General features: G+C 66.6%; 23 protein-coding genes. 12 read left to right on the plus strand and 11 right to left on the minus strand.

Features of this window, described 5'->3' with window-relative positions:
• Positions 1–72 precede the first annotated feature (72 nt).
• Both ABIB29_RS19380 and ABIB29_RS19385 read right to left on the minus strand, forming a co-directional pair.
• Positions 73–387 carry a site-specific integrase gene (locus ABIB29_RS19380; RefSeq protein WP_354174594.1) on the minus strand — a complete coding sequence of 105 codons (315 nt, stop codon included), beginning with the start codon at positions 385–387 and terminating at the stop codon, positions 73–75.
• 165 nt (positions 388–552) lie between these two features.
• Positions 553–705 (minus strand): trypco2 family protein, encoded by a 153-nt coding sequence (locus ABIB29_RS19385; protein ID WP_354174657.1) that lies wholly within the window; start codon positions 703–705, stop codon positions 553–555.
• Between the two features lie 914 nt (positions 706–1,619).
• On the opposite strand from ABIB29_RS19385, the gene ABIB29_RS19390 reads away from it, so the two are divergent.
• The 3 genes from ABIB29_RS19390 (at position 1,620) to ABIB29_RS19400 (ending at position 3,130) form a co-directional block, all read left to right on the plus strand.
• Positions 1,620–2,195, plus strand: a complete 576-nt coding sequence (locus tag ABIB29_RS19390; protein ID WP_354174595.1) for a hypothetical protein — start codon at positions 1,620–1,622, stop codon at positions 2,193–2,195.
• Positions 2,196–2,205: 10 nt separating this feature from the next.
• Positions 2,206–2,469: a hypothetical protein gene (locus ABIB29_RS19395; protein WP_354174597.1), complete on the plus strand. Its 264-nt coding sequence runs from the start codon at positions 2,206–2,208 to the stop codon at positions 2,467–2,469.
• A 400-nt stretch (positions 2,470–2,869) separates the two neighbouring features.
• The gene (locus tag ABIB29_RS19400; protein WP_354174599.1) at positions 2,870–3,130 is read left to right on the plus strand and encodes a hypothetical protein; all 261 of its coding nucleotides are present in this window, start codon (positions 2,870–2,872) and stop codon (positions 3,128–3,130) included.
• Here ABIB29_RS19400 and ABIB29_RS19405 read toward each other — a convergent pair.
• A complete protein-coding gene (locus ABIB29_RS19405) occupies positions 3,112–3,858 on the minus strand; it encodes a haloacid dehalogenase type II (protein ID WP_354174600.1) in 747 nt (248 codons plus the stop codon). The two genes, ABIB29_RS19400 and ABIB29_RS19405, sit on opposite strands and share 19 nt — an antisense overlap.
• 44 nt (positions 3,859–3,902) lie before the next feature.
• Here ABIB29_RS19405 and ABIB29_RS19410 point away from each other — a divergent pair, with 44 nt between their 5' ends.
• Positions 3,903–4,166 (plus strand): flavin reductase family protein, encoded by a 264-nt coding sequence (locus tag ABIB29_RS19410; RefSeq protein ID WP_354174602.1) that lies wholly within the window; start codon positions 3,903–3,905, stop codon positions 4,164–4,166.
• Between the two features lie 336 nt (positions 4,167–4,502).
• Here ABIB29_RS19410 and ABIB29_RS19415 read toward each other — a convergent pair whose 3' ends face one another.
• Complete coding sequence (locus ABIB29_RS19415) at positions 4,503–5,936, minus strand: SLC13 family permease (protein ID WP_502915660.1); 1,434 nt, start codon at positions 5,934–5,936, stop codon at positions 4,503–4,505.
• A gap of 54 nt (positions 5,937–5,990) precedes the next feature.
• On the minus strand, positions 5,991–7,109 hold the full coding sequence (locus ABIB29_RS19420) for a PrpF domain-containing protein (protein ID WP_354174604.1): 1,119 nt from the start codon (positions 7,107–7,109) through the stop codon (positions 5,991–5,993).
• A 241-nt stretch (positions 7,110–7,350) separates the two neighbouring features.
• On the opposite strand from ABIB29_RS19420, the gene ABIB29_RS19425 reads away from it, so the two are divergent.
• The gene (locus ABIB29_RS19425) at positions 7,351–8,289 is read left to right on the plus strand and encodes a LysR family transcriptional regulator (RefSeq protein ID WP_354174606.1); all 939 of its coding nucleotides are present in this window, start codon (positions 7,351–7,353) and stop codon (positions 8,287–8,289) included.
• A 38-nt stretch (positions 8,290–8,327) separates the two neighbouring features.
• On the opposite strand, the gene ABIB29_RS19430 is transcribed toward ABIB29_RS19425, so the two are convergent.
• A complete protein-coding gene (locus tag ABIB29_RS19430) occupies positions 8,328–9,473 on the minus strand; it encodes a hypothetical protein (RefSeq protein WP_354174607.1) in 1,146 nt (381 codons plus the stop codon).
• A gap of 451 nt (positions 9,474–9,924) precedes the next feature.
• On the opposite strand from ABIB29_RS19430, the gene ABIB29_RS19435 reads away from it, so the two are divergent.
• Positions 9,925–10,773 carry an esterase/lipase family protein gene (locus tag ABIB29_RS19435; RefSeq protein ID WP_354174609.1) on the plus strand — a complete coding sequence of 283 codons (849 nt, stop codon included), beginning with the start codon at positions 9,925–9,927 and terminating at the stop codon, positions 10,771–10,773.
• A gap of 110 nt (positions 10,774–10,883) precedes the next feature.
• Here ABIB29_RS19435 and ABIB29_RS19440 read toward each other — a convergent pair whose 3' ends face one another.
• Genes ABIB29_RS19440 through ABIB29_RS19450 form a run of 3 tightly spaced genes read right to left on the minus strand, consistent with a single transcriptional unit; the run spans position 10,884 to position 13,375 of the window.
• Positions 10,884–11,654, minus strand: coding sequence for an alpha/beta fold hydrolase (locus ABIB29_RS19440; RefSeq protein ID WP_354174611.1), 771 nt, complete (start codon positions 11,652–11,654; stop codon positions 10,884–10,886).
• A 39-nt stretch (positions 11,655–11,693) separates the two neighbouring features.
• Positions 11,694–12,977 carry a flavin-containing monooxygenase gene (locus ABIB29_RS19445; RefSeq protein WP_354174613.1) on the minus strand — a complete coding sequence of 428 codons (1,284 nt, stop codon included), beginning with the start codon at positions 12,975–12,977 and terminating at the stop codon, positions 11,694–11,696.
• Between the two features lie 2 nt (positions 12,978–12,979).
• Positions 12,980–13,375: a TfoX/Sxy family protein gene (locus ABIB29_RS19450; protein ID WP_354174615.1), complete on the minus strand. Its 396-nt coding sequence runs from the start codon at positions 13,373–13,375 to the stop codon at positions 12,980–12,982.
• Positions 13,376–13,631: 256 nt separating this feature from the next.
• On the opposite strand from ABIB29_RS19450, the gene ABIB29_RS19455 reads away from it, so the two are divergent.
• Positions 13,632–14,786 (plus strand): DUF6226 family protein, encoded by a 1,155-nt coding sequence (locus ABIB29_RS19455; RefSeq protein WP_354174617.1) that lies wholly within the window; start codon positions 13,632–13,634, stop codon positions 14,784–14,786.
• An 8-nt stretch (positions 14,787–14,794) separates the two neighbouring features.
• On the opposite strand, the gene ABIB29_RS19460 is transcribed toward ABIB29_RS19455, so the two are convergent.
• The gene (locus tag ABIB29_RS19460) at positions 14,795–15,814 is read right to left on the minus strand and encodes a DUF808 domain-containing protein (RefSeq protein WP_354174618.1); all 1,020 of its coding nucleotides are present in this window, start codon (positions 15,812–15,814) and stop codon (positions 14,795–14,797) included.
• A 157-nt stretch (positions 15,815–15,971) separates the two neighbouring features.
• Between ABIB29_RS19460 and ABIB29_RS19465 the strand changes: the two genes are divergently transcribed.
• The 5 genes from ABIB29_RS19465 (at position 15,972) to ABIB29_RS19485 (ending at position 19,360) form a co-directional block, all read left to right on the plus strand.
• A complete protein-coding gene (locus tag ABIB29_RS19465) occupies positions 15,972–16,298 on the plus strand; it encodes an ArsR/SmtB family transcription factor (protein ID WP_354174620.1) in 327 nt (108 codons plus the stop codon).
• 12 nt (positions 16,299–16,310) lie between these two features.
• Positions 16,311–16,967: a dihydrofolate reductase family protein gene (locus ABIB29_RS19470; RefSeq protein ID WP_354174621.1), complete on the plus strand. Its 657-nt coding sequence runs from the start codon at positions 16,311–16,313 to the stop codon at positions 16,965–16,967.
• The gene (locus ABIB29_RS19475; RefSeq protein WP_354174623.1) at positions 16,964–17,422 is read left to right on the plus strand and encodes an SRPBCC domain-containing protein; all 459 of its coding nucleotides are present in this window, start codon (positions 16,964–16,966) and stop codon (positions 17,420–17,422) included. The genes ABIB29_RS19470 and ABIB29_RS19475 overlap by 4 nt, the downstream gene beginning before the upstream one ends.
• Positions 17,423–17,448: 26 nt before the next feature.
• Positions 17,449–18,657 (plus strand): acyltransferase family protein, encoded by a 1,209-nt coding sequence (locus ABIB29_RS19480; protein ID WP_354174625.1) that lies wholly within the window; start codon positions 17,449–17,451, stop codon positions 18,655–18,657.
• A 121-nt stretch (positions 18,658–18,778) separates the two neighbouring features.
• Positions 18,779–19,360 (plus strand): hypothetical protein, encoded by a 582-nt coding sequence (locus ABIB29_RS19485; RefSeq protein ID WP_354174627.1) that lies wholly within the window; start codon positions 18,779–18,781, stop codon positions 19,358–19,360.
• A gap of 56 nt (positions 19,361–19,416) precedes the next feature.
• Here the strand turns inward: ABIB29_RS19485 and ABIB29_RS19490 are convergent, their stop codons facing one another.
• A complete protein-coding gene (locus tag ABIB29_RS19490; protein ID WP_160667324.1) occupies positions 19,417–19,818 on the minus strand; it encodes a VOC family protein in 402 nt (133 codons plus the stop codon).
• Between the last annotated feature and the right edge of the window lie 5 nt (positions 19,819–19,823).

A 19,823-nucleotide genomic window follows, 5' to 3' on the forward strand; every position in this document is an offset into this window, starting at 1 on the left:
CGCTGCGACGTGATCTTCGCCATGCTCAAAAACGGAACCTTCTACCTGGAAAAAACTCCTCAGGCAGCTTGACTAAAAGCATAGGGACACCCCCCCCGAGATCACGTCAGCGGATACCGCGTAGCGGTAGAAGCTGGACAGTGCCGCCAGTTTGGCCGCGATTGTGGCCTGGGCCAAAGCCGTGAGAGTGTGGCGGTATCCATCGACGATCGGACGCTTGACGGTGAGGAGGTCCATTCCCCTGCCATCCAGCCAAGAACAGAAGTCCGTCATGCTCCGGCCGTAGGCGCGGAGCGTGTGCGGTGAGCTTTGCGCCAGCTTCCATGCGGCGACGATGTGGCAGTGCCGTTCGTTTCCGGCCGGGGCGGGGATCGTGTGCAGTTCCATACCCACATGATGACTGACATTATCCTGTGGGTTTTTCGTTTCGGGGCTGGTGCGAAAACCAGGGTTTCATCATCGTCGTCGTCGTCTCCACGGCGGCGCACTGAAAGCAGAGTAATTTTTAGCGTCTGAGTCACGTCAGACTCTCGTGAGACTTCAGCGCCAGCCTCAAAAGCGCCACCACTTCACTCCGGCCTTTCCAGTGACATCTCTGGTTACGGCTGCCTGCACCGTAAGTTCCACTGGTCCAGAGCGAAACCCCACCCTTGTCCTTGGAGCGTTCGCTAACACTTTGTTCAACTCCGCTCGTAAGGTATCGATTGCGTCAACAACGCTCTGACATGGGGCGGCCTACCGCGCCCGCGATCCGGTCAAAACACAACGGTGCATTTGGTATCGTCGGGCAAGACCAGGTGCAAAAGTGGAAATCCCTTAGAGACAGAGGTGAAAGGCCGTCCTGGTCGGAGGGTAGGGGTTATACCCCCGATCAGGTACCAACGCTCCTGTTGGTGGTTAGCGCCTTATTGTGGCGACGGGTTTATGAGTTTTCGCTGGTGCTACCACTAAGTACTGGCAACTAATGCGCAGAATCGCTAACGGTGTCAAGGATGACCGGAAGTCAGCCGCCTTGGGCTACAAACTCGAAGAGATTCCGAACGTCCTGAATTTCCTTGCCCCTGGGTGGCTTCTCTACGACAGCGGCCACCATATCCAAGCACTTGGCAAATGGGCCTGGAAGACAACCAAGGTGCACGGAATTTTGAACGGTGGCCTACCCGGACTCTGCAGGAATGCTTGATGCGGTGCCTCTAGGGCGTCAGGCATAGGCTCACCCTGGCGCGGACCGACGCGGGTCTGCATTGGAACGGGGGCAAGTTCGTGGGGACATGGGCCAGAGTGAAACAGGCGGTGGACAGGGGTCGGGCTCCTGTGGAAGTGCAAGCCGCCGATCCAGCGCCGGAACCTGTGGAAAGTAATGCCAGCGAACTTCTGGACGAGACGACGTGTTCGAAGTGCGCGGAAATCGACGGCCACGACTACGCCTCGATAGGTGAGGCAAGGGCCGACTATCCGGAGGGCGGCGGCTACAAAAAATGTGAGAGGGAATCGGGCTGCCGGGGACACTCGTGTTCTCCTACCACGCCGGCTGAATCAGCGTCCCGGACTCCGCCACGGTCTCCTCGTCCGGGCCTTGGGGTCTGCCTGGCGCTGCTGCTGCGGCTAGTATCCAAGGCATGGGGATACTCGATCGATTCAAGAAAAATTCCAGCCCACAGGCGGAAACCGCAACCGCCGTTGTGGAAGCTCCGAAGAGGGACGATATCCGGACCCCCGATCTCATCCCCCGCCTCGACGTCTTCCACGGAACGATGGAGCCTAATCCGGACGTCCCTAAGCTCACCGCACAGATCCCGCTATCGCTGACGCCGCAGTTCGGGCCGCTTGGGGCCGAACTGCCCTACCGGATCACGACGGACGGCTTCCGTGGGCGGATGAAAAATGTCCGAGCAGGTGTGGAGCTCGAACTGACCCTAGCCATGAACAAGGAAGTGTACGGATACCCACAAATTCACGTGTTCCGCGACGGCAACTGCATGGGTCTCCTGGAGATCTACCGTGCTGAGTGGTTTGCGCCCGTAGTACGGCTTGCTGAAAAGTATGGCGTCGCCATGACCATGAGCGGCGTCACCGCAAATGATAGATTCGACCAGCGTGTTGAGCCGTACATCTTCTTGCCGGATCCCCAGAAGTTGTACGACATGGTGAGGTCCGCTCTACTGGCAAAGCTGGCTGCCGAGAACGGCCTGTAGACTCCCCGTCATGATGATTACTTATAACCCGGACCTGCTGATCGCCGACATGAAGGCCGCTGAGGGCGTAGGCGGTTACCTGACCCAAGTTCTGCTGCAGAGCGGCTATCTGGCCACTATCCGGCAGCAGGGCGTTACAGGGCTGTTCGAGTCGGACCTGAGCCATCTGCCCACCTCGGGCATCGTCGCGGACCCCGAGGCTTACACGCCGGAGGAAGTAATCCAGAAGCTGCGCGAGTGGGAGGCGCTCCCGGTTGAGGAGCCGTCGGAGTAACTACCCCTTGGGCTGTTAACGAGCCAATGGGCCGCCGCGGCATTGCGGACGGAGCCCCAGAGCATGACAAAGCCCCTCCCAACTCCGGGAGGGGCTTTGTTGTGCGCCGGGTCCTTCGTCCATCGGCTTAGCTGCGTGTAACGTACTAAATCCCCGCTCCTGGTTTAGGTTGTTTGCCGTGGAGACCGCCCTCAGCTTTGGCGATTTGCCTGCGATCGCGCCGCCGTGCACCGACGCTGACGGAACCGGCCGGCGCAAAGTACGCCCGTCGTCGTCGTCGTTCCATTCTTGCCTGCTGACCGGGCGAGGGAACCTGGGCTCCCTTAGTCCGGTTACCCCTAACACAGGCTGCGACAAAGCTATCCAGGGTGGTGGATCCGCCCTTGGACCACAGGTAGAGATGGTCACCGTACTCAGCGGGCAGCGGGCACCGCTGCCGGAGTCCGGACTCCATCTCGCACTGGCCACCGCCGCGTGCCATGCCCTCCGGGCGCCGCTGGCGGCTGAAACGCCGGACCGGGTCCCGGCGTATCACGTCCCTGGCGCGGATGCCTTTGATGTCTCGGGCGTGAATAATGGCCGCAACAATCTTCAGACCCACCACGAAAAGCCCGGGGACGGTGACCGCGGCCAGTACGCAGCTCAGGCCCTGAGTTCGTGAGCCAGTTCGGTGATGCTCGACGCCGAGAGGTCCCAATCGCTCTCCGGCGTCAGATCCGCAACCTGGCCCGGGCCGTATTCGGTGGGGCGGGCGATGAACGCCGTCGCCAGACCGGCCTCCCGGGCAGCACGCAGGTCGTTGTTGTGGGCGGCCACGAGCATCACAGCGCCTGGCCTGAGGTCCAGGAACTCCGCAGTCCGAAGGTAGGCCCTCGGCAGCGGCTTGTAGGTGCGCGTCATGTCCGATCCGATGATCACGTCCCACGGAAGGCCGGCGTTTCTGGCCATGTCCAACAGCAGCGAGGTGTTGCCATTGGAAAGGGGACCCACGATGTAGCCACGGCGGATGGCGGCCAGACCTTCCAAGCTGTCCGGCCACGGGGGCAGACGGTGCCAGGATCTGTTCAACTCCTCCAGAGTTCTTGCGTCCAGCCGGTCCGGATCGAAGCCGTGGCGGCGGAGCACCTCGTCCAGGTTTTCGCGGTGGAGTGTGTCCAGGGTGGCGAATTCCCGGGATCCGGAGCGGATAGCCTCCATTGCCGGCTGGTAGAGGGCGCGCCAGTCATCGGCGAACGCCTCGGCGTCGAGGTCCTGCCCATGTGTCGCGGCGAAGGCGGCCGCCTGCCGGGCGACGCCGGTGCGCCAGTCCACCACCGTGCCGAAGGTGTCGAAGAGGACGGCGCGTACCTCGCGCCCGGTTGACGGTGAACGGTATGGCTGGAACTTCATATCCTGTCTCCTTCCCGAACTTTCCTGACCGTTAGTCTGGCAGCATGCGCACTGATTTCGATCCCGCAACCACGTCCGCCCGTGATTTCTACCGGTTGCTCACCGCGGTGGTGGTGCCCCGGCCCATCGCCTGGGTTTCGAGTGTCTCGCCGGAGGGCGTCGACAATCTGGCGCCCGGGGGAGAGAAGGATTCGCTTCGCAACATCACCGAGTCCAGAGAATTCGTGGTGAACCTCGCCCCGGCAGCGCTGTTGGAGGAGGTCTCCGCGATGGGAACCACTACAACGGTAAAGCTGAAGAAGCAGTAACGAACTTCAACCATGGACGCCCACCTACGCGGAGACGATGATCATCTTGGATGGACTACTGCCTCCAATCTATGGGTAGCGAGGCACGCCCAGGGTGTCGCAGATCGGGTCCCGCGTTCCGGCTGGTCAGTTGCTGTTCGTGCGACCCAACCCTTCGTGGCAAGCCTAAGGCAGGGCGGCTGTGAAAGCCGCCCTGCCTTTGGCGCGTCCGCGTCTTCCCTGCGCCCGTCTATCGGGTTTCCTGTTGCGTTGGAGTGCAGGGTTGTCCCGTCCGCGTGCCGGACGTGGGTCCGGCGGTCCTTCGAACCAGCGTGAGATCGGGACCGGTCGTGCCGCTTACATAACCCCGGTCGGCACCAGCAGAGCCCAGGCCAGCGCGGGAGCCACCAGGACCACGCCTCCGGCGTACATCATGAGCTGGCGGTAGACACGCTGGCGGTCGTTGTCGCGGGCGTTGGCCACCACCAGGGCGCCGTCGGTGGAGAACGGGGAGACGTCCACCACGGTGGCCGCGATGGCCAGGGCCGCCACGGTGCCGGAGGCGCTTAAGGAGCTGGTTGCCAGCAGCGGCCCGGCCATCGGGATGAACGCGGTGAGCAGCGCCGTCGAGGACGCGAACGCGGACCCGACTCCGATCACGTAGCAGAGCACCAGGGCGATCAGCAGGGGAGCGCCCAGCGCCAGGGCCATCTCGGCGAGGGTGTCGATGACGCCAGCGTGCTGGAGCAGCGAGACGTAGGTGATCATGCCGGCCACGAGCAGCACGGTGGACCAGGACACGCCCCCGATGAACGTCTTGTGATCCTTGATGTTGACGAACGCCAGGAGCAGGCCGGCGGAGAGCGCCACGAAGCCGATCGGCATGTGGAAGCCCAGCGTGCACACCAGGATCGCGGCGATCAGGAGCAGGGTGAAGATCTGCTGGCCGGTGGGGCGGCCGGTGCGGGGCGTCTCCAGTCCGGCGTACTCGTTGCTGTGCTTGTCGCGCAGCTTGCCCAGCAGGCCGAACACCACGATGGTCAGGGCGGACAGGATGAAGTTCAGTGCGAAGCTGGCCAGGAAGAGCGAGCCCTGCGAGATGGGGAAGCCGTTCTTCAGCGCGATGTCGTGCACCAGGACGCCGGCGACGGACAGCGGGGAGAAGCCGCCGGCGTGGGCACCGTTGATCACGAAGGCGCCCATCAGGACCGGGTGGATGCGGGACTCGTACGCCAGGCCCAGGGCCGCCGGGGCCAGCAGCGCCACCGCGGCGGGGGAGAAGGTGCCCAGCGCCGTCAGCGCCGCGGCCAGGAGGAAAAACACCCAGGGGAGCAGCATGGTCTTGCCGCGGACCAGCCGCACGCAGGTCTGGACGATGATGTCGATGGACCCGTTCCGCTGGGCCATGCTGAAGAAGTAGGTCACGCCGATGATGGTCAGGACGATGCTGGCCGGGAAGTCCGCCAGGATTTCCTTGTCGGTCATGCCGAGGATGAAGTAGCCGACCCCGAAGGACGCCACCAGCCCCATGACGCCGATGTTCAGCGGCCATTTGGTGGCGACGACGAACATCACCACAAGGATGACAAGCGGGATGATCTGGGTGGCGGTCATGGTCGGCTCCGATTCAGAGGCGGCCGCGGGGTTGAACAGGCTACCTCCGAACAGGAGGGCCATCAGCCCCAGCGTCGTGATCGCGGCTACCGTCACCAGCAGGATACGGCGGCGGCGGTCGGGACGCCCGGAGCGCTCCGCCCGGGTGTCGCCGGGCGCGGTCTGTTGCGGTGCCATTTCTTTAGTCTTTTCTGCAATCTTTTCTGCGATGTTAGTCATGATGCTGTCTCCTCATCGAGTAGCGCCGGCAAAGGAGGCGTCGACGGCGGTGCCGAGGGCCTCCGGAAGGTGGATGGTGGTGGTGGCAATGGTGCGGGCGGTGCGGTCGACGCCGACGAGCAGTTGCCCGTCGCATTCCTCGCTCCAGGTTTCGATCACCCCGGCCGGGGTGCGCAGCCGCAGGGTGGGTCCGGCGGTGCCGCCGGTGATGTCGCCCAGCAGTGTGCCCGGGGTGCGGGCGGCGAGGGTCAGGGCGATGCTTCCGGTGATGGCCAGGGCCGGGTGCGGCTTGCCCATCGAGAGCATGACGACGGCGACGTCGGACTCGGCGTCGGACCGGGCCGGGGCGGACACCACCGCGACCTTGGGGACGGCGCGGGCCGCCTCGCCGGGTGTCGCTGCCAGCCCCATCCGCACGGCGGCCTGGCGCCGGATATGTTCCAGGGTGTCCAGTTGCAGTTCCAGCCCGGCGGTCCAGCTGGCGTGGCGCTCCGGGTCCAGGCCCAGCTCCTCCGCGCGCAGCATGACCACCGGCGCTCCGGCGTCGACCATGGAGACGGTCCAGCGGGTGCCTCCGGCGATGATCGTGTCGGTGGCGGACCCGGTGGGAAGGAGCCGGCCGGTGGTCTTGCCGGCCGGGTCCAGGAAGCCGAGCCCCACCCGGTAGCCGGGGAACGGCACGCCGGGCATCTGGGCCTGCGGGACGATCGGCAGGGCGCCGGCCGGGGTCGACACCCGCTGGATGATGACCTGGCCGGTGTTCGTGTTCCGGGTGACGATCCGGGTGACGTCGCCGTCGGGGACCACCCAGCCCTTTTCGATCGCGTACAGGCCCACCACCGCCGAGCAGTTGCCGCAGTTGCTGCCCCAGTCCACGGCGGCTTCCTCGATGCCCACCTGAGCGAAGGTGAACTCGACGTCGACGCCGGCGTCGGCCGGGCGGTGGAGGATCATCGCCTTGCTGGTGGTGGAGGTGGCGCCGCCCACGCCGTCGATCTGCCGGTGGTCGGGGCTGCCGAACAGCCGGGGCAGCAGCACGTCCGGGCTGGTCCCAGTCTCATCCAGCTGGCCTGTTTCGAAGACCCAGCATTTGCTGGTGCCTCCGCGCATCCACTCCGCTTCGATCTTCATGGTCTGTTCCTTGCTTCGGTTCTGGCCCGGGGTGTTCAAGGCCTTGATTCGAGATTGATCCAGATCACAAATGAAGACAAGGTTGGATATCTGCAAGGGGCTGTAGCGATGCTTCATTCACTGCTGCCGGTGGGGACAAGAGCCCTGCGAGGCGAGCGCCGCCGTCGGAAACGGGGTGCATAACGCTGCCATTAACCCGGGGAATGTATAGAATTAACGGATTCAACAGAAGGGCATAGCGTTGCTTAACGATGCTGATGAGGAATTGTTCGACATTCGGCGCCTTGCCCTGCTGGTGGAGGTGGTGGAACAGGGTTCCATCACCGCAGCGGCCGAGCTGATGATGTACACGCCCTCCGCCGTCTCGCAGCAATTGCGAAAGCTTGAGCAGGAAGTGGGGCAGCCGCTCCTCAACCGCCGCTCCCGCGGGGTGGTGCCCACCGAAGCGGGCCAGATTCTGGCCGGCCACGCGCGCAAGATCATCGGGCAGATGCGGGCCGCGCAGTCGGACCTGGACCAGATCGCCGGCCTTAAGCGCGGCTCCCTGACCGTCGGCACCTTTCCCACGCTCGCCGGGTCATTCCTGCCCGTTGTGATCCGGGCCTTCAAGAAGAGGTACCCAGCCATTGGCCTGTCCCTGCGCAGCGCGCGCTTCGATGACCTGGTGAGCGACTTGCAGTCCGGAGTGACCGGTCTGTGCCTGCTCTGGGACTACCCCTGGAACCGCTTTCACGACGACTCCATCCGGATCACGGAAGTGTTCCAGGAGAGCACGGTCCTGCTGGTTTCCCGCAGCCATCCGCTGGCCGACCGCGACGAGATCCGGATGGAGGAACTCCGCAAGGAATCCTGGATCGTGCGCGCCGAGGCCCACCCCGTCGTCGAGGTGCTGCAGCGCTCCGCCCACGAGGCCGGGTTCGAGCCGACCATCGGCTTCCTGGCCAACGACTACCAGGAAGCGCAGGCGATGGTGAGCGTTGGCATGGGCGTGGCCATGGTGCCGAAGACGGCCGTGGCCCTGCAGCACCCTGACGTCCGGGTCATCAGCCTCGGCTCCGCCGCACCGCTGCGGCGCGTGCTTCTGGCCCAGCGCCAGGACAAGGTCTACGCCCCGGCAGAGGTCGCCTTCCAGTCCACGTTGCTGGAAATCGCCCGCGAACGTGCCGGGGACTACCTGTAACGACGACGCCCGGGCCAGCGGCTGCCGTTCGCCGACGCTCAGCGCATCCGCAGGTTCGAGGGCTTCCCGGGAACGTCCATCGGCTGCAGGCCGGCGGCTTTGGCCTGCAGCACGCACCACCTGCGCAACGGCATGCCGAGAACCTTTGGAAGGGACCCGTGGTGCTGCTTCACCAGCGGCGTCCCCACACCGCCGAACAGGGACACGCTGATGCCCGATTCTCCGTGCAGCAGGGGGTCGCCAAGCACCGACATCCACGCCTTCTCGAGTGCCTTGGTAGCGGCAGCCGCACTGCCGTTGACTCCCTGGAAGCTTCGTGTCAGATGCGCGTGCATCCGCTGGTGCTCGGTCAGGGCGGGGGACTTGGAGTCCGCCGCCGGCTGGTTCTTCACTGTGGCCGGCTGGTCCTTCACCGCCGCCTGCGGAGCCGTGCCGACGGCCGGCGGCTGGACGGGCCGGGTGTCCGCGCCGGCAGCGGTGACCACAAGGTCGGCGAGTTCCGCGTGCAGCGCCGCGATCTGCCGGTGGATGGCGCTGATCCGAAGGACGACGTCGGTGTCCCCGCCCTTCGGTGAAACGCGAAGCTTGGTCTCTGCCCGGGGAGTGAAGGTGGTGCGGAACAGCGAACAAAGCGCTGTGGCCAGCGCAAGCCCGGCGCCGGCGTCGGGCAGGACCAGCGGTGACCGGCTGGTCGAGTTCGCAACCACCGCAGCCAGTTCCGGCAGGTCGCCGTACACCTTGCCCCAGCGAATTCGCTCAACCGTGGTGTTCTGGTCCACCTGCGGGGAGTAGACGCTCTGCATGAGCCGCAATTGCTGCGGATCGAAGGCGGGGAAGTGCTGGGGGAGGATGGCGCCGCGCAGCGCTGCCCGGACGGCGTCGAGCTGCCGGGACACCTGCTCGATCGGATTCGGTACGGCCAGGCCGCCGTCGAGCAGCCAGGGCGTGCCCGTGTCGGTTGCCTGCGCGACACGTTGGGGGAAGCCCTTCCACTCGCTGACCATGAGGGTGCCGTGCCGGACGTTATAGAAGAACCAGTCGATTTCGGCGACAGGCCTGCCCGGTGCGTCCACCCGGCAGTTGCTGAACGCCCACACGTCGTCATCCAGCAGCTCCTCCAGCCGGGCAACATCGCGGGGAGCCGGTCGGTGGGCGGCCGAATTGGCGGAAGGAAAGTGTAGCAACGGAAGCCTTCTGGGGCGCTATGCCAGCTGAGGGATCCCCACGCCCCGAGCCGGTCGCGCGTCGTGCGCTACGCCATCATCACCGGCCAGATGGCCCAAGGGCAAGTGGGGCCCACGGGCGGCTTTTGCCGGCTGGTGCCGCGTTACTCTGGGTCCCCGCAGTCTGGAAGTTCCGTTCCTGCATGGATGGACGTTTGTGCAGACGCCCGCGGCTGCGCACGGGCAGGTTCCGGGAACGCAAAGCTACTGAACAGTAGCTTTGTATCGCGGTGGAGCGGCATTCGCGGGCGGGCGGGGCACGCCCGCGGACCGGCTTATTTGTGCACATCCGTGCAAATCCATGGCCGAATCGGGTTCCGGGATGCCTAGCATTTGAGGACCGCAGCCCAGACCCGGCCGCGAAAGAGCTCCATCTGGCACCACCCGCTGACACACGAACAAAGAGGTTTCTATGTCATTGCTTACCAGAACCCTGTCCATCGCCGCCGCCGCGGTCCTCGCCGGCTCCCTTACCGTGGCTCCCGCCCAGGCGGGCACCCTTGACGTTTCCCCGCCCGGAGCCAACGACTGGTCCTGCAAGCCGTCCGCCGAGCACCCTTATCCCGTCATCCTGGTGCCTGGGACCTTCGAAACCATGGCGAAGAACTGGTCCACCCTGTCGCCCTACCTGAAGAGCGCCGGGTATTGTGTGTTCGCCCTCAACTACGGCGAGACTAACGGTGTGTACGCCACCGCGCCGGTGACCGAATCGGCGAAGGAACTTGCCCCGTTCGTGGACGCGGTCCGGGCTGCCACCGGAGCCAAGAAAGTGGATCTGGTGGGCCACAGCCAGGGCGGCATGATGCCGCGTTATTACATGGGCTTCCTGGGCGGAGCCAAGTATGTCCGTCAGCTGGTGGGGATCGCACCCTCCAACCACGGCACGACAGGCCTGATCGTCCCGCCGCCGGACTTCGTACCGCCGCCGGACTACACCGCCTTGAACTGTGCTTCCTGCGCCGATCAGCAGGCAGGCTCGGCCTTCATGCAGCAGCTCAACTCCATCGGCGACACCGTTGCCGGACCGTCCTACACCGTCCTGTCCACGGTCTACGACGAAGTGGTCATTCCCTACAACAGCCAGTTCCTCAACGGCTCCGCACAGCAGGTCACCAACATCACCATCCAGGACAAGTGCCCGGCCGACGTCTTCGAGCATGACCAGACGCCGAACGACCCCGTGGTGCACCAGTTCGTGGCCCACGCCCTGGGACAGGCCTCCGGCCCCGCCGACCCGGCCTACCAGCCCCGTTGCCTCTAGCAGGTTTCAGCGCCCCGGATCGCAGCCGGCAGACCACGACGGCGGGATTCACCAACCGGTGAGTCCCGCCGTCGGGCGTTGAGAGGCGGTCGCCCAAAGACCGCAGGTTGTTACTGGCCTTCGGCCGCGATTCTCTCGGCCCGCGCCCAGTGGTCCAGGAACATCCCGGCCAGGCGGGCCGGCTCGATCCGGTGCGGCGGGTCGAAGTGGTGGCGTTCCGCGAACACCTCCAGCCGGAAGTCCGGGAAGACGCCGGACAGCCGCTGTGCCACCTCGCCGTAATCGTCGGGGTTGCTGAGCGCGCCGAGGGCGAAGAGCACCGGCCGGCGGAACTCTTCGAGCCTCCGCCGGTCCAAGTCATAGGTCCTGAACGACTGCAGGAAAGCCCGGATCCCTGCCGGCCGCTTGGCCATCCAGGGCGGAGCGTCGCCTGGCGGCGGAAGGACGACGCTGGGCTTGACCCCCAGCCTCATGAACGCGGGCATGAACTGCTCGGGCGGGAGTGCATCCAGCTCCTCGTACTGCTTCCAGAGCCGGGCATGGGCGGGACTCCAGTCCCAGTTTCCGGCCCAGGCCGGCTCGAGCAGCGCCAGGCTGAGGAGCCGTTCCGGGTGCCGGGCGGTGAACGCCAGCGCGGCCGCCCCGCCACCGGAGTAGCCCACCAGGTGGAAAGTGTCCCAGCCGCGGGCATCGGCCTCACGGAGTGTCCCGTCAACCTCGGTGTCCAGGCTCCAGTCCCCCGGCGGACTGTCTCCCGCATAGAGTTCCAGGTCTTTGGCGACGGCGTCCGCTCCCGGTCCGAGCGCCGCAAGCAGGGCGTCGTAGGCCGGGCCGGCGGGAAGCACGCTGCCGGGAAGAAGGATGGCTCGCGACCGTTCCATGGAAAAAGCCTACGCCCGAAAGTCAGAGGCAGAGCCCGGTCACCGGGCGGCGATGTGCCCCGCAACGAACTCCGCGTCCGCACCCACCACTGACAGGGTGGCCGACAGGTGCTTCGTGAGCCAGGGGAGGCCCACGGCGTAGAGACCCGGCACGTCGGTGACGCCGCGGCTGTGCCGCGGGTAGTTCCACTGGTCGAGCACCGGGAGGTCGAGGAAGCTGAAGTCCAGGCCGTAGCCGGTGGACCAAATGACCGACGTGACTCCCTCGGCATCAAGATTGAGGCGGGCTCCCGATTCAGTAGGCAGCCAGTTGTCCACCGGCGCGGGTTCGGCGGGCGGGGCGTCGATGCCTGCGGCGTGAATGTAGGCGTCGGCCAGCCGCCCCAGCCGGGCACCGAACCCGGCCTCCGCCAGGGCGAGTCGTGCGGGGAGGTCGTCGCTGAAGACGAGTGCGCCGTCGTCCGTTCCCTCGAAGCGGCCGTGCAGCCGGACGCCCCGGCGGCCGAGGTCCCTCAGGTGGATGCTGTGGCCGCCGCCGTTGCCGGAGATCAGCGGGTTGCACATGAAGCGCGCGGCGGGGGAGGGGAGCTGGTCCACCTGGAGGCCGTTGATGCCGTACTCGGGACCGCGGAGGTTGACCTGCAGGATCCAGTGGAAAACGTCCTGGCCGCGGTACCGCCGCGGGGCCTCGGGGCAGGACGAGACGGAGAGATGGACTTCCCGGCCAGCGTCGAGCAGATCCTCGGTGATCTGCCCGCCGGACTGTCCGGTGCCCACCACCAGCACGGCGCCGTCGGGCAGCTGCTGCGGGTTGCGGTAGTCGTGGCTGTGCAGTTGGCGGATGTGCCCCGGAAGGGCGGCGGCGGCCGACGGGATGCGCGGGAGCTGGAAGGCGCCGTTCGCGAGGACCACGTTCCGTGCCTGCCAGCGGCCGCGGCTGGTGTCCACGGTGAAACCGCCGTTGGCCGGGAAGCCGCCGTTTGCCGCGCTGACCCGGGTCACCTCGGTGCCGAGCCGGACCGGCGCCGTGATCTGCGCGGCGTAGTCGCGGAAGAGGTCGATCACCTCGTCCCGGTGAAGGAAGGAGTCCGGCTCGGGGCCGTCGTAGGTCAGCCCGGGCAGCAGGAACGAGAAGTTGGGTGTGTTCAAGTAGAACGAATCCCACCGGTCCTGCCAGGCGCCGCCCAGTTCCGGCCGCCGCTCCAGCAGCTGATGTTCGACGCCGTGCCGGCTCAGCCAATAGCTCGTGGCCAGGCCGGCTTGCCCCGCGCCGATTACCAAGGTGTCGACGGCGTGGTCCGGGCCTGCGGCGGGGGAGGGCATGGCTACTTCTTCGCGGCCTTCGCCTTCGGAACCTTGGGAGATTTCGGCGCCTTGGGCGGCAGCCCGGCCACATGCTCAAACGCTTTCTCCACCCAGGCCCGGGCCCGCGCCTGATCGCCGTCGCCCTCGGCATTCCAGATCTCCGGCAGCCCGGTGTAGCCGCCCATCGGCCGCTCGGCCGGCCCGAACGGAACGGTCCGCTCGGTGCTTTCGAGCATTTCCTTGTCCGCCTCGCTGAGCTTCACACCGATGGTTGGGCCGAACAGTCCGGCGAACATGTTGCCGTGCACGAACGCCCCGAGGTTCCCGAACATCGGCTTGATGACCACCCCGGGATGGTCCGGCAGCACCGAGCGGAAGTGCTCCTTGTCGGCGTCGGACGCTTTCGGCATTTCCATGAGGTACCTCCGGGAACTGATGGTCAACGGACGGGTCTTCCTGCAGGATATGCCTGCGGCTGCGCGGGCTCTACCCCAAACATCTGCCCGGTACGCCGCCGTTCATCGCAAAGGACACGTTCGTGCCCGCGGACGAGCCCGGCATCGTGATGTCCGGCGTCCGGAAGTCCGCGGGGACCGCGTCCCTGGTGATCCTGGTGCTCACGCACCACGGGCGACGCCCCATCCTCGCTGCACCACGGACTAGGATCGCGTTATGGGGACGGCGGAGGACTTGTTTGACGGGCAGCCCTCCGGCCTGCCGGCGCCGATGCCGCGCGGTACGGCGCTGTACCGGCCAGGGCCGGGCCCGGCCGTTGTGAGGCACGTGAGCGGCTATGCCCCATTCGTCGACTTCTGCGCCGGCCGGGGAGTGCGGGCCGATGAGCTGGCCGCTGACCCTGAACGGCTCATCTGGTTCCTGCGCACGTTCGGCAGCCAGATAGACGGCGACAGCACACTCCGTGCCGCGGCGGCCGTGTTCGCCGGCAACACCATCGCCGGGCTGAGACCGGACACGGAGTGGACCACCTACGAAGGCGCCCCTCCCACGGTGGGGAACCGGGAGAAGCGGTTCGAAGTGGGCCGGCTGCTCGACGGGCTGCGCACCGCAGACGACGCTGCGGTCCATGGGCTGGTGGCCACACTGTTGGACTGGGTCCGGGAGGAACCGGAGGAGTTCCCGCCGCTGCAGCCCCGCCCGGCGACCCCGGCAGCAGGACAGCCCCGCTATGTCCGGCCGGCGCTGCCGGCGGCGGCCTACTATTCCCGCGAGGGGGAGCCCATTCCGTGCGGGCGGCAGTGGGGCGCGGACGGGCCGGACCCGGACTCCTACAGCGTTGACAGCCACCCGGAGCGTTTCGCGGGGCTCCACACGATCGCCCGTGCCCTGATCGACCACCTGACGGCGGTGTACGACGTCGACGTCCAGGACGATCCGGCCCATGTCGGGGAGCTGCTGGGGCAGGGTGGGAAGGTGCTGCAGGCGGTCAAAGTCACCCCGCGGGCGTCCGGAACAGCGGCCCTGACGTTGGTGCTGACCGGGTATCCGGGAGTTCAGGTGCACGCCGGAGTGCTGCATGACTTCCCATTTCCGGTGTGCGGCTGCGATGCCTGCGACGAGACCGTCGAGACAACGGCGGACCGGCTGGAGCGGCTGGTGCTCTCGGTCGCGGCCGGCGGTTACAGCGAACGCTATCCGGTGGGCAGCCGGAGGTGGAGCGAATACGCACTGACCGCATTCGACGGCTCCGGCTCTGAAACCGGCCGGGGCGAACCGGGCCCCTTCACCGCCGCCCGGCTCCACGACGCCGAGGTCCGGCTGCGGGAGGTCACCGGCGGGTGGCGCCCCTGGCCGCTGCGCCGGAGCTGAGGGGCGGCCTAGGCGGAATCGGCGTTACGTTTCGTCGGCCGATAACCGGCGAGTTCGGCGCGGACGTCGCCCTCCTCGTGCCCACCCTTCTTTTTGCCGAACGGCAGCACTTTGAGCAGCGGGTGCACGATGGCCAGGACGAGGAGGCCCCAAGCGAGTCCGAGGACGGCCGAGCAGAGGGTATTCACGAGCCAGGCCAGGAAGCCGCCCAGCACCGGGATCCCGGCGACAGGTGCCTCGAGGAGATGGACCAGGTCATACGGCAGGTGCCAGCCGAGGTCGTAGGCCCCCTGCAGCATGATGTGACCACCCACCCACAGCATGGCGATGGTCCCGATAAGGGTGATCGCGGCCAGCACGGCGGGCATCCCCTTGACGAGCAGCTCGCCGAAGCGCTGGGAGCCTGCAGAGTCCTTGGTCATCAGGTGCAGGCCGATGTCGTCCATCTTGACGATGAGTGCGACGGCCCCGTATACGAGCACCGTGATCAGGACCGCGACGACCACCAGGATGACCGCCCGGACCCACAAAGACTCAGCGGCCACCTCATTCATCGAGATGACCATGATCTCGCAGGACAGGATGAAGTCGGTGGTGATGGCGCCCTTGGTGACCTTGGCCTCCGCCTCCGGGCCCCGGTCGACCGCCGGCGCCTTCTCGGCGTCGTGGTCGCCGCGGAGCTTGTGCCAGACCTTTTCGGCGCCCTCGTAGCAGAGGTAGGTGCCGCCCGCCATGAGGATGAACGGGATGACCCCCGGGATGAAGGCGCTGATAAGCAGCAGCGCCGGCAGGATGATCAGCAGCTTGTTCCGGAGCGAGCCCCAGAAGATCCGCTTGATCATCGGCAGTTCGCGGGACGGGTCCGCCCCGGACACGTACTGCGGGGTGACGGCGGCGTCGTCGATCACCACACCGGCGGCCTTGGCTCCCGCCTTCGCCGCCCCGGCAGCGACGTCGTCCACCGAAGCGGCCGCTATGCGGGCCAGGGCTGCGACGTCATCCAGCAGGGCGACGAGACCGCCGCTCACAGAGCGCCGCCGCGCTGGTCGACGGCGGACTGCAGGGCATGGAGGCTTCGGTTGAGGCGCGAGATTGGCATGCAGTGATTATACGGTGGCCACAGGTCCGCGAACCGGCAGTGCAAAACACTTGACAGGCCGCCCGCTCTTCTGAACACTTAGGCATATGCCAAACTATCGAGCGGAAGTCGACCTGGTGCTCCGCTCGCTCGCCGATCCGACCCGGCGCGCGGTCGTCGAGATTCTCGCGAAGGGCCCCGCCCCCGTGTCGGCTCTCGCGGCTCGCTTCTCGATGACTCTCCCGTCGATGCTCCAGCATCTGGGTGTGCTCGAAGAGGCGGGCGTCGTCACGTCGGAGAAAAACGGCCGCGTACGCACCGTCAGCCTCCGCCCTGGCGCTCTCGATGTGCTTCACCTCTGGCTCGGCGAGCAGCGCACACCCGCCGAAAGCCGGGCCGACCGGCTCGGCATCCACCTCACCCGTCACGTTTAAGGAGGCATTGCCATGACACGCGTCCGCGTAGACCTCAACATCTCGCTCGACGGCTTCGCCACGACTACCGACCAGACCCCGGAAAACCCGTTTGGCGACGACTGGGGGCGCCTCACAGCCGCGTACGCTGCGACGCGCACCGTCCGCGAACGGGTGCTGCACGACGCCAGCGGGGAGGGAACCACCGGCGTCGATGACCGCTACGCCGCGCGCTACTTCGAAGATGTCGGCGCGGAGATCATGGGCGCGGGGATGTTCGGACTGCACGCGAACCCCGACGACCCCCACTGGCGTGGATGGTGGGGCGACGAGCCGCCCTTCCGCGTGCCCGTCTTCGTACTCACGCATTCGCCCCGCCCGTCGATGGAGATGGCAGGGGGCACCACCTTCCACTTCCTCACGGCGTCGCCGGAGGAAGCACTCCGAACCGCCGCCGCGGCAGCGAACGACGGCGACGTGCGCGTCGGTGGGGGCGCGTCCACCGTTCGGGACTTCCTCCGCGCCGGCCTCGTCGACGATCTCCACGTCGGCATCGCTCCCATCCTGCTCGGGCGCGGCGTACGGCTGTGGGACGACCTGCGCGGTCTGGAGTCGGGTTACAGCGTCAGCTCAGAGGCAGCACCGAGTGGCGTGACGCATGTGACCTTCCGGCGCGAGGTTCGGTCATGACGGCCGTCGCGCATGCCGGATTTACGCTGGTTCGCGACTATCCGGCGGCGATCGCCGATCTCTGGGCCGCGTTCGCCGTCGAGGAGCGCAAACGCGACTGGTTTGGCGGCGGTTACGAGTGGACGCCGAGTGAGTGGCGCTTCGATTTCCGGGTCGGCGGACTGGACATCGACGAGGCACGCTTCCACAACGGTGTGCTGTCGCGCTATGAGGCGCGCTACACCGATATCGTCGAGCACGAGCGAATCGTGACGAGTTACGACATGTGGATCGACGGCGCGCACATTTCCACGTCGGTAGCGTCCTTCGAGTTTGAGCGCCTCGATGGAGGGTCCCGGCTGACGCATACGGAGCAAGGCGTTCATCTCGACGGTCTCGACGACGGAGCGGGCCGGGAGTACGGCAGCCGGCTGCTCCTCGATGCCCTCGGCCGCACCCTCGCGACGAAGGCGTAATGTAACGAACTGGTAACATAGGGTGGATGCGCTCCACGTCTGGTCAATCAAGAGTCACGCAGCTGGACGGCCTCAGGGGGATCGCCGCCCTGCTGGTTGTCGCCTGCCACGCCCTGTCCACCCTCCCGGGAATCGGGAACGTGGTCTACGGCAACCGGTCCGCGGACCTCACCACCGCGGAGGCGTGGGCCGTCTTCTCGCCGCTGCACGTCCTCTGGAACGGCACTCCGGCTGTCCACGTCTTTTTTGTGCTCTCCGGCTTCGTGCTGGTCCTGCCGTTCACCCGGCCGGGCGCGGCCGGGCGCTGGGCGCAGTACTACGCCAAGCGGTTTTTCCGCCTCTACCTGCCGGCCTGGGCGTCCCTGGCGGTGGCCGTTGCGCTGATTGCCATCATTCCCCGGTCGGCGTCGCCCTTGCAGAGCCCGTGGGCGGACATCTACGTGACCGACCCGACCGTGGGCCAGGTCCTGAAGGACGGCCTGCTCCTGCTCAACGCCAGCACCATCAACACCCCGCTGTGGTCCCTCAAGTGGGAAGTCCTGTTCTCCCTCCTGCTCCCGGCCTACGTCCTGATCGCCCTGCGCGGGAGGCGTTTCTGGCACGTGAAAACCGGACTTGCGCTCCTGCTGGCCGCGGTGGGAGCCCTGCAGGACCTGGACTGGCTGACCTATCTCCCGATTTTCGCCATCGGGGCCATCCTCGGCGCCGAACGTGACCGGATCCGTGAGCTGACCCAGTCCTGGCCCCGCTTTGCCTGGTTCTTCGTCGCCGCCGCGGGCATTTTCCTGGCCAACGCGGAATGGATCAGCCCTGGGCAGCCGATCCCCGGCGTCGAAGCCGTCGTGACAGTGGGTGCGACGCTGATCGTCCTGCTGTTTGTGTCCTGCCGCTCGGCCAAGCGGCTCGGTGACACGGCCGTTGCGCAATGGCTGGGACGCGTGTCCTTCAGCGTCTACCTGGTGCACCTTCCGATCATCCTGGCCGGCGTCACCCTGCTGCGATCCGTTTCGCTTCCGCTGGCGCTCGCCGTCTCCGTGGCCGCCTCGTTCATGGCGGCCGAGCTGTTCTACCGGTACGTTGAACAGCCTTCCCACCGCCTTTCGATGGCCGTGGGGCGCGCGGTGGGGCGCCGGGGCCGCGGCGACGCACCTGCGGACAGTCCGGCCGTCCCAGAGCCGGCAGAAGCGATGTCGCCTCCAATGGCACCGGAATATGCTGGTTCCCGCTCCCGGTAACCCGGGGCGGCGCTCAGTGGAAGGTGCGGGAGTCCTGACTGGGGTAGGCTCGCCTGCGACCGGAACAAGCATTGATTCCAGCTGAAGGGGGCAGGGAATTTCCTTGGATCTACTGGGCGGCATGAGCCGCGACGAACTCCGCATCCTTTCCTGGGTTGCGGCCGCCCTCTTCGCGCTGGTGGCCGGCGTCTGGCGTCCGCGCAGGCTGCATTGGACTGCGCTTGGTTCCGTCCTGCTCTTCGCGGCCCTCAACGCGGGTGCCGGGATCTACGTCCTGAACCATTTCGGTGATTCGCGCTGGTCAGGGGGAGAACCGCCGCTGAGCGCTCCGTCGTTTTCCGGAACGCCTGTCGTCGGGCAGTTCCTGGGCCCCCTCGACACCGCTCTGAACGGAGTGGTCGGTGGGGTGAACGAGTTCCTGGCATTCAAGCAGGCACTTCCCGTGGCGCTCGACTTCCTTGCCGCGTCCGGCTGGGCCCTGCTGGTGTCGTTCCCGCTTGCCGTGCTCGCCGCCGGCATCGGTTTCGCCGTGGCCAGGCGCCGGGCGGCGGACTTCGAAAAATACCGTGCCACCGTTGACCTGCTCAAAGATGAGCTTGAGCAGGTCAAGCGGCAGATCTCGTCAGGGACTACCGTCGACACGGCACTCCTTGCAGAGGGCGCGGCCACTGACGCGCGGCCCGGGCTGACGCGCGGAGGTTGATCAGGACGGTGCCGGGGGCAGGACGTTGAGCCCGGCGTCGGTCGCGTCGTCGTTCCTCAGGCCTGGTTGAAGCGGACCATGTTGCCGGAAGGATCGCGGAAGGCGCAGTCACGCGGGCCCCAGGGCTGGACGATGGGTTCCTGGAGGACCTCCGCGCCGGAGGCCCGGACCGCCTCGAACGTGGCGTCGAGATCGTCCGTGCGGAACACGAGGATAGGCAGTGCACCCTTGACGAGCAGTTGTTGGAGGGCGTCGCCGTCGTCCCTTGAGCGGCCGGCGTGCGGGACGGACAGCACCAGCTCCAGATCCGGCTGGGCCGCGCTGCCGAGGGTGACCCAGCGCTGCCCGTCCGAGCCGACGTCGTTGCGCACTTCCAGGCCGAGCACGTCCCGGTAGAAGGCGAGCGACTCGTCGAGGTCGTTGACGGTGATTTGTGAATACTGCAGTGAAATGTTCATGTGTT

The sequence above is a fragment of the Arthrobacter sp. UYEF36 genome (assembly GCF_040547025.1).
Taxonomy (GTDB): domain Bacteria; phylum Actinomycetota; class Actinomycetes; order Actinomycetales; family Micrococcaceae; genus Arthrobacter.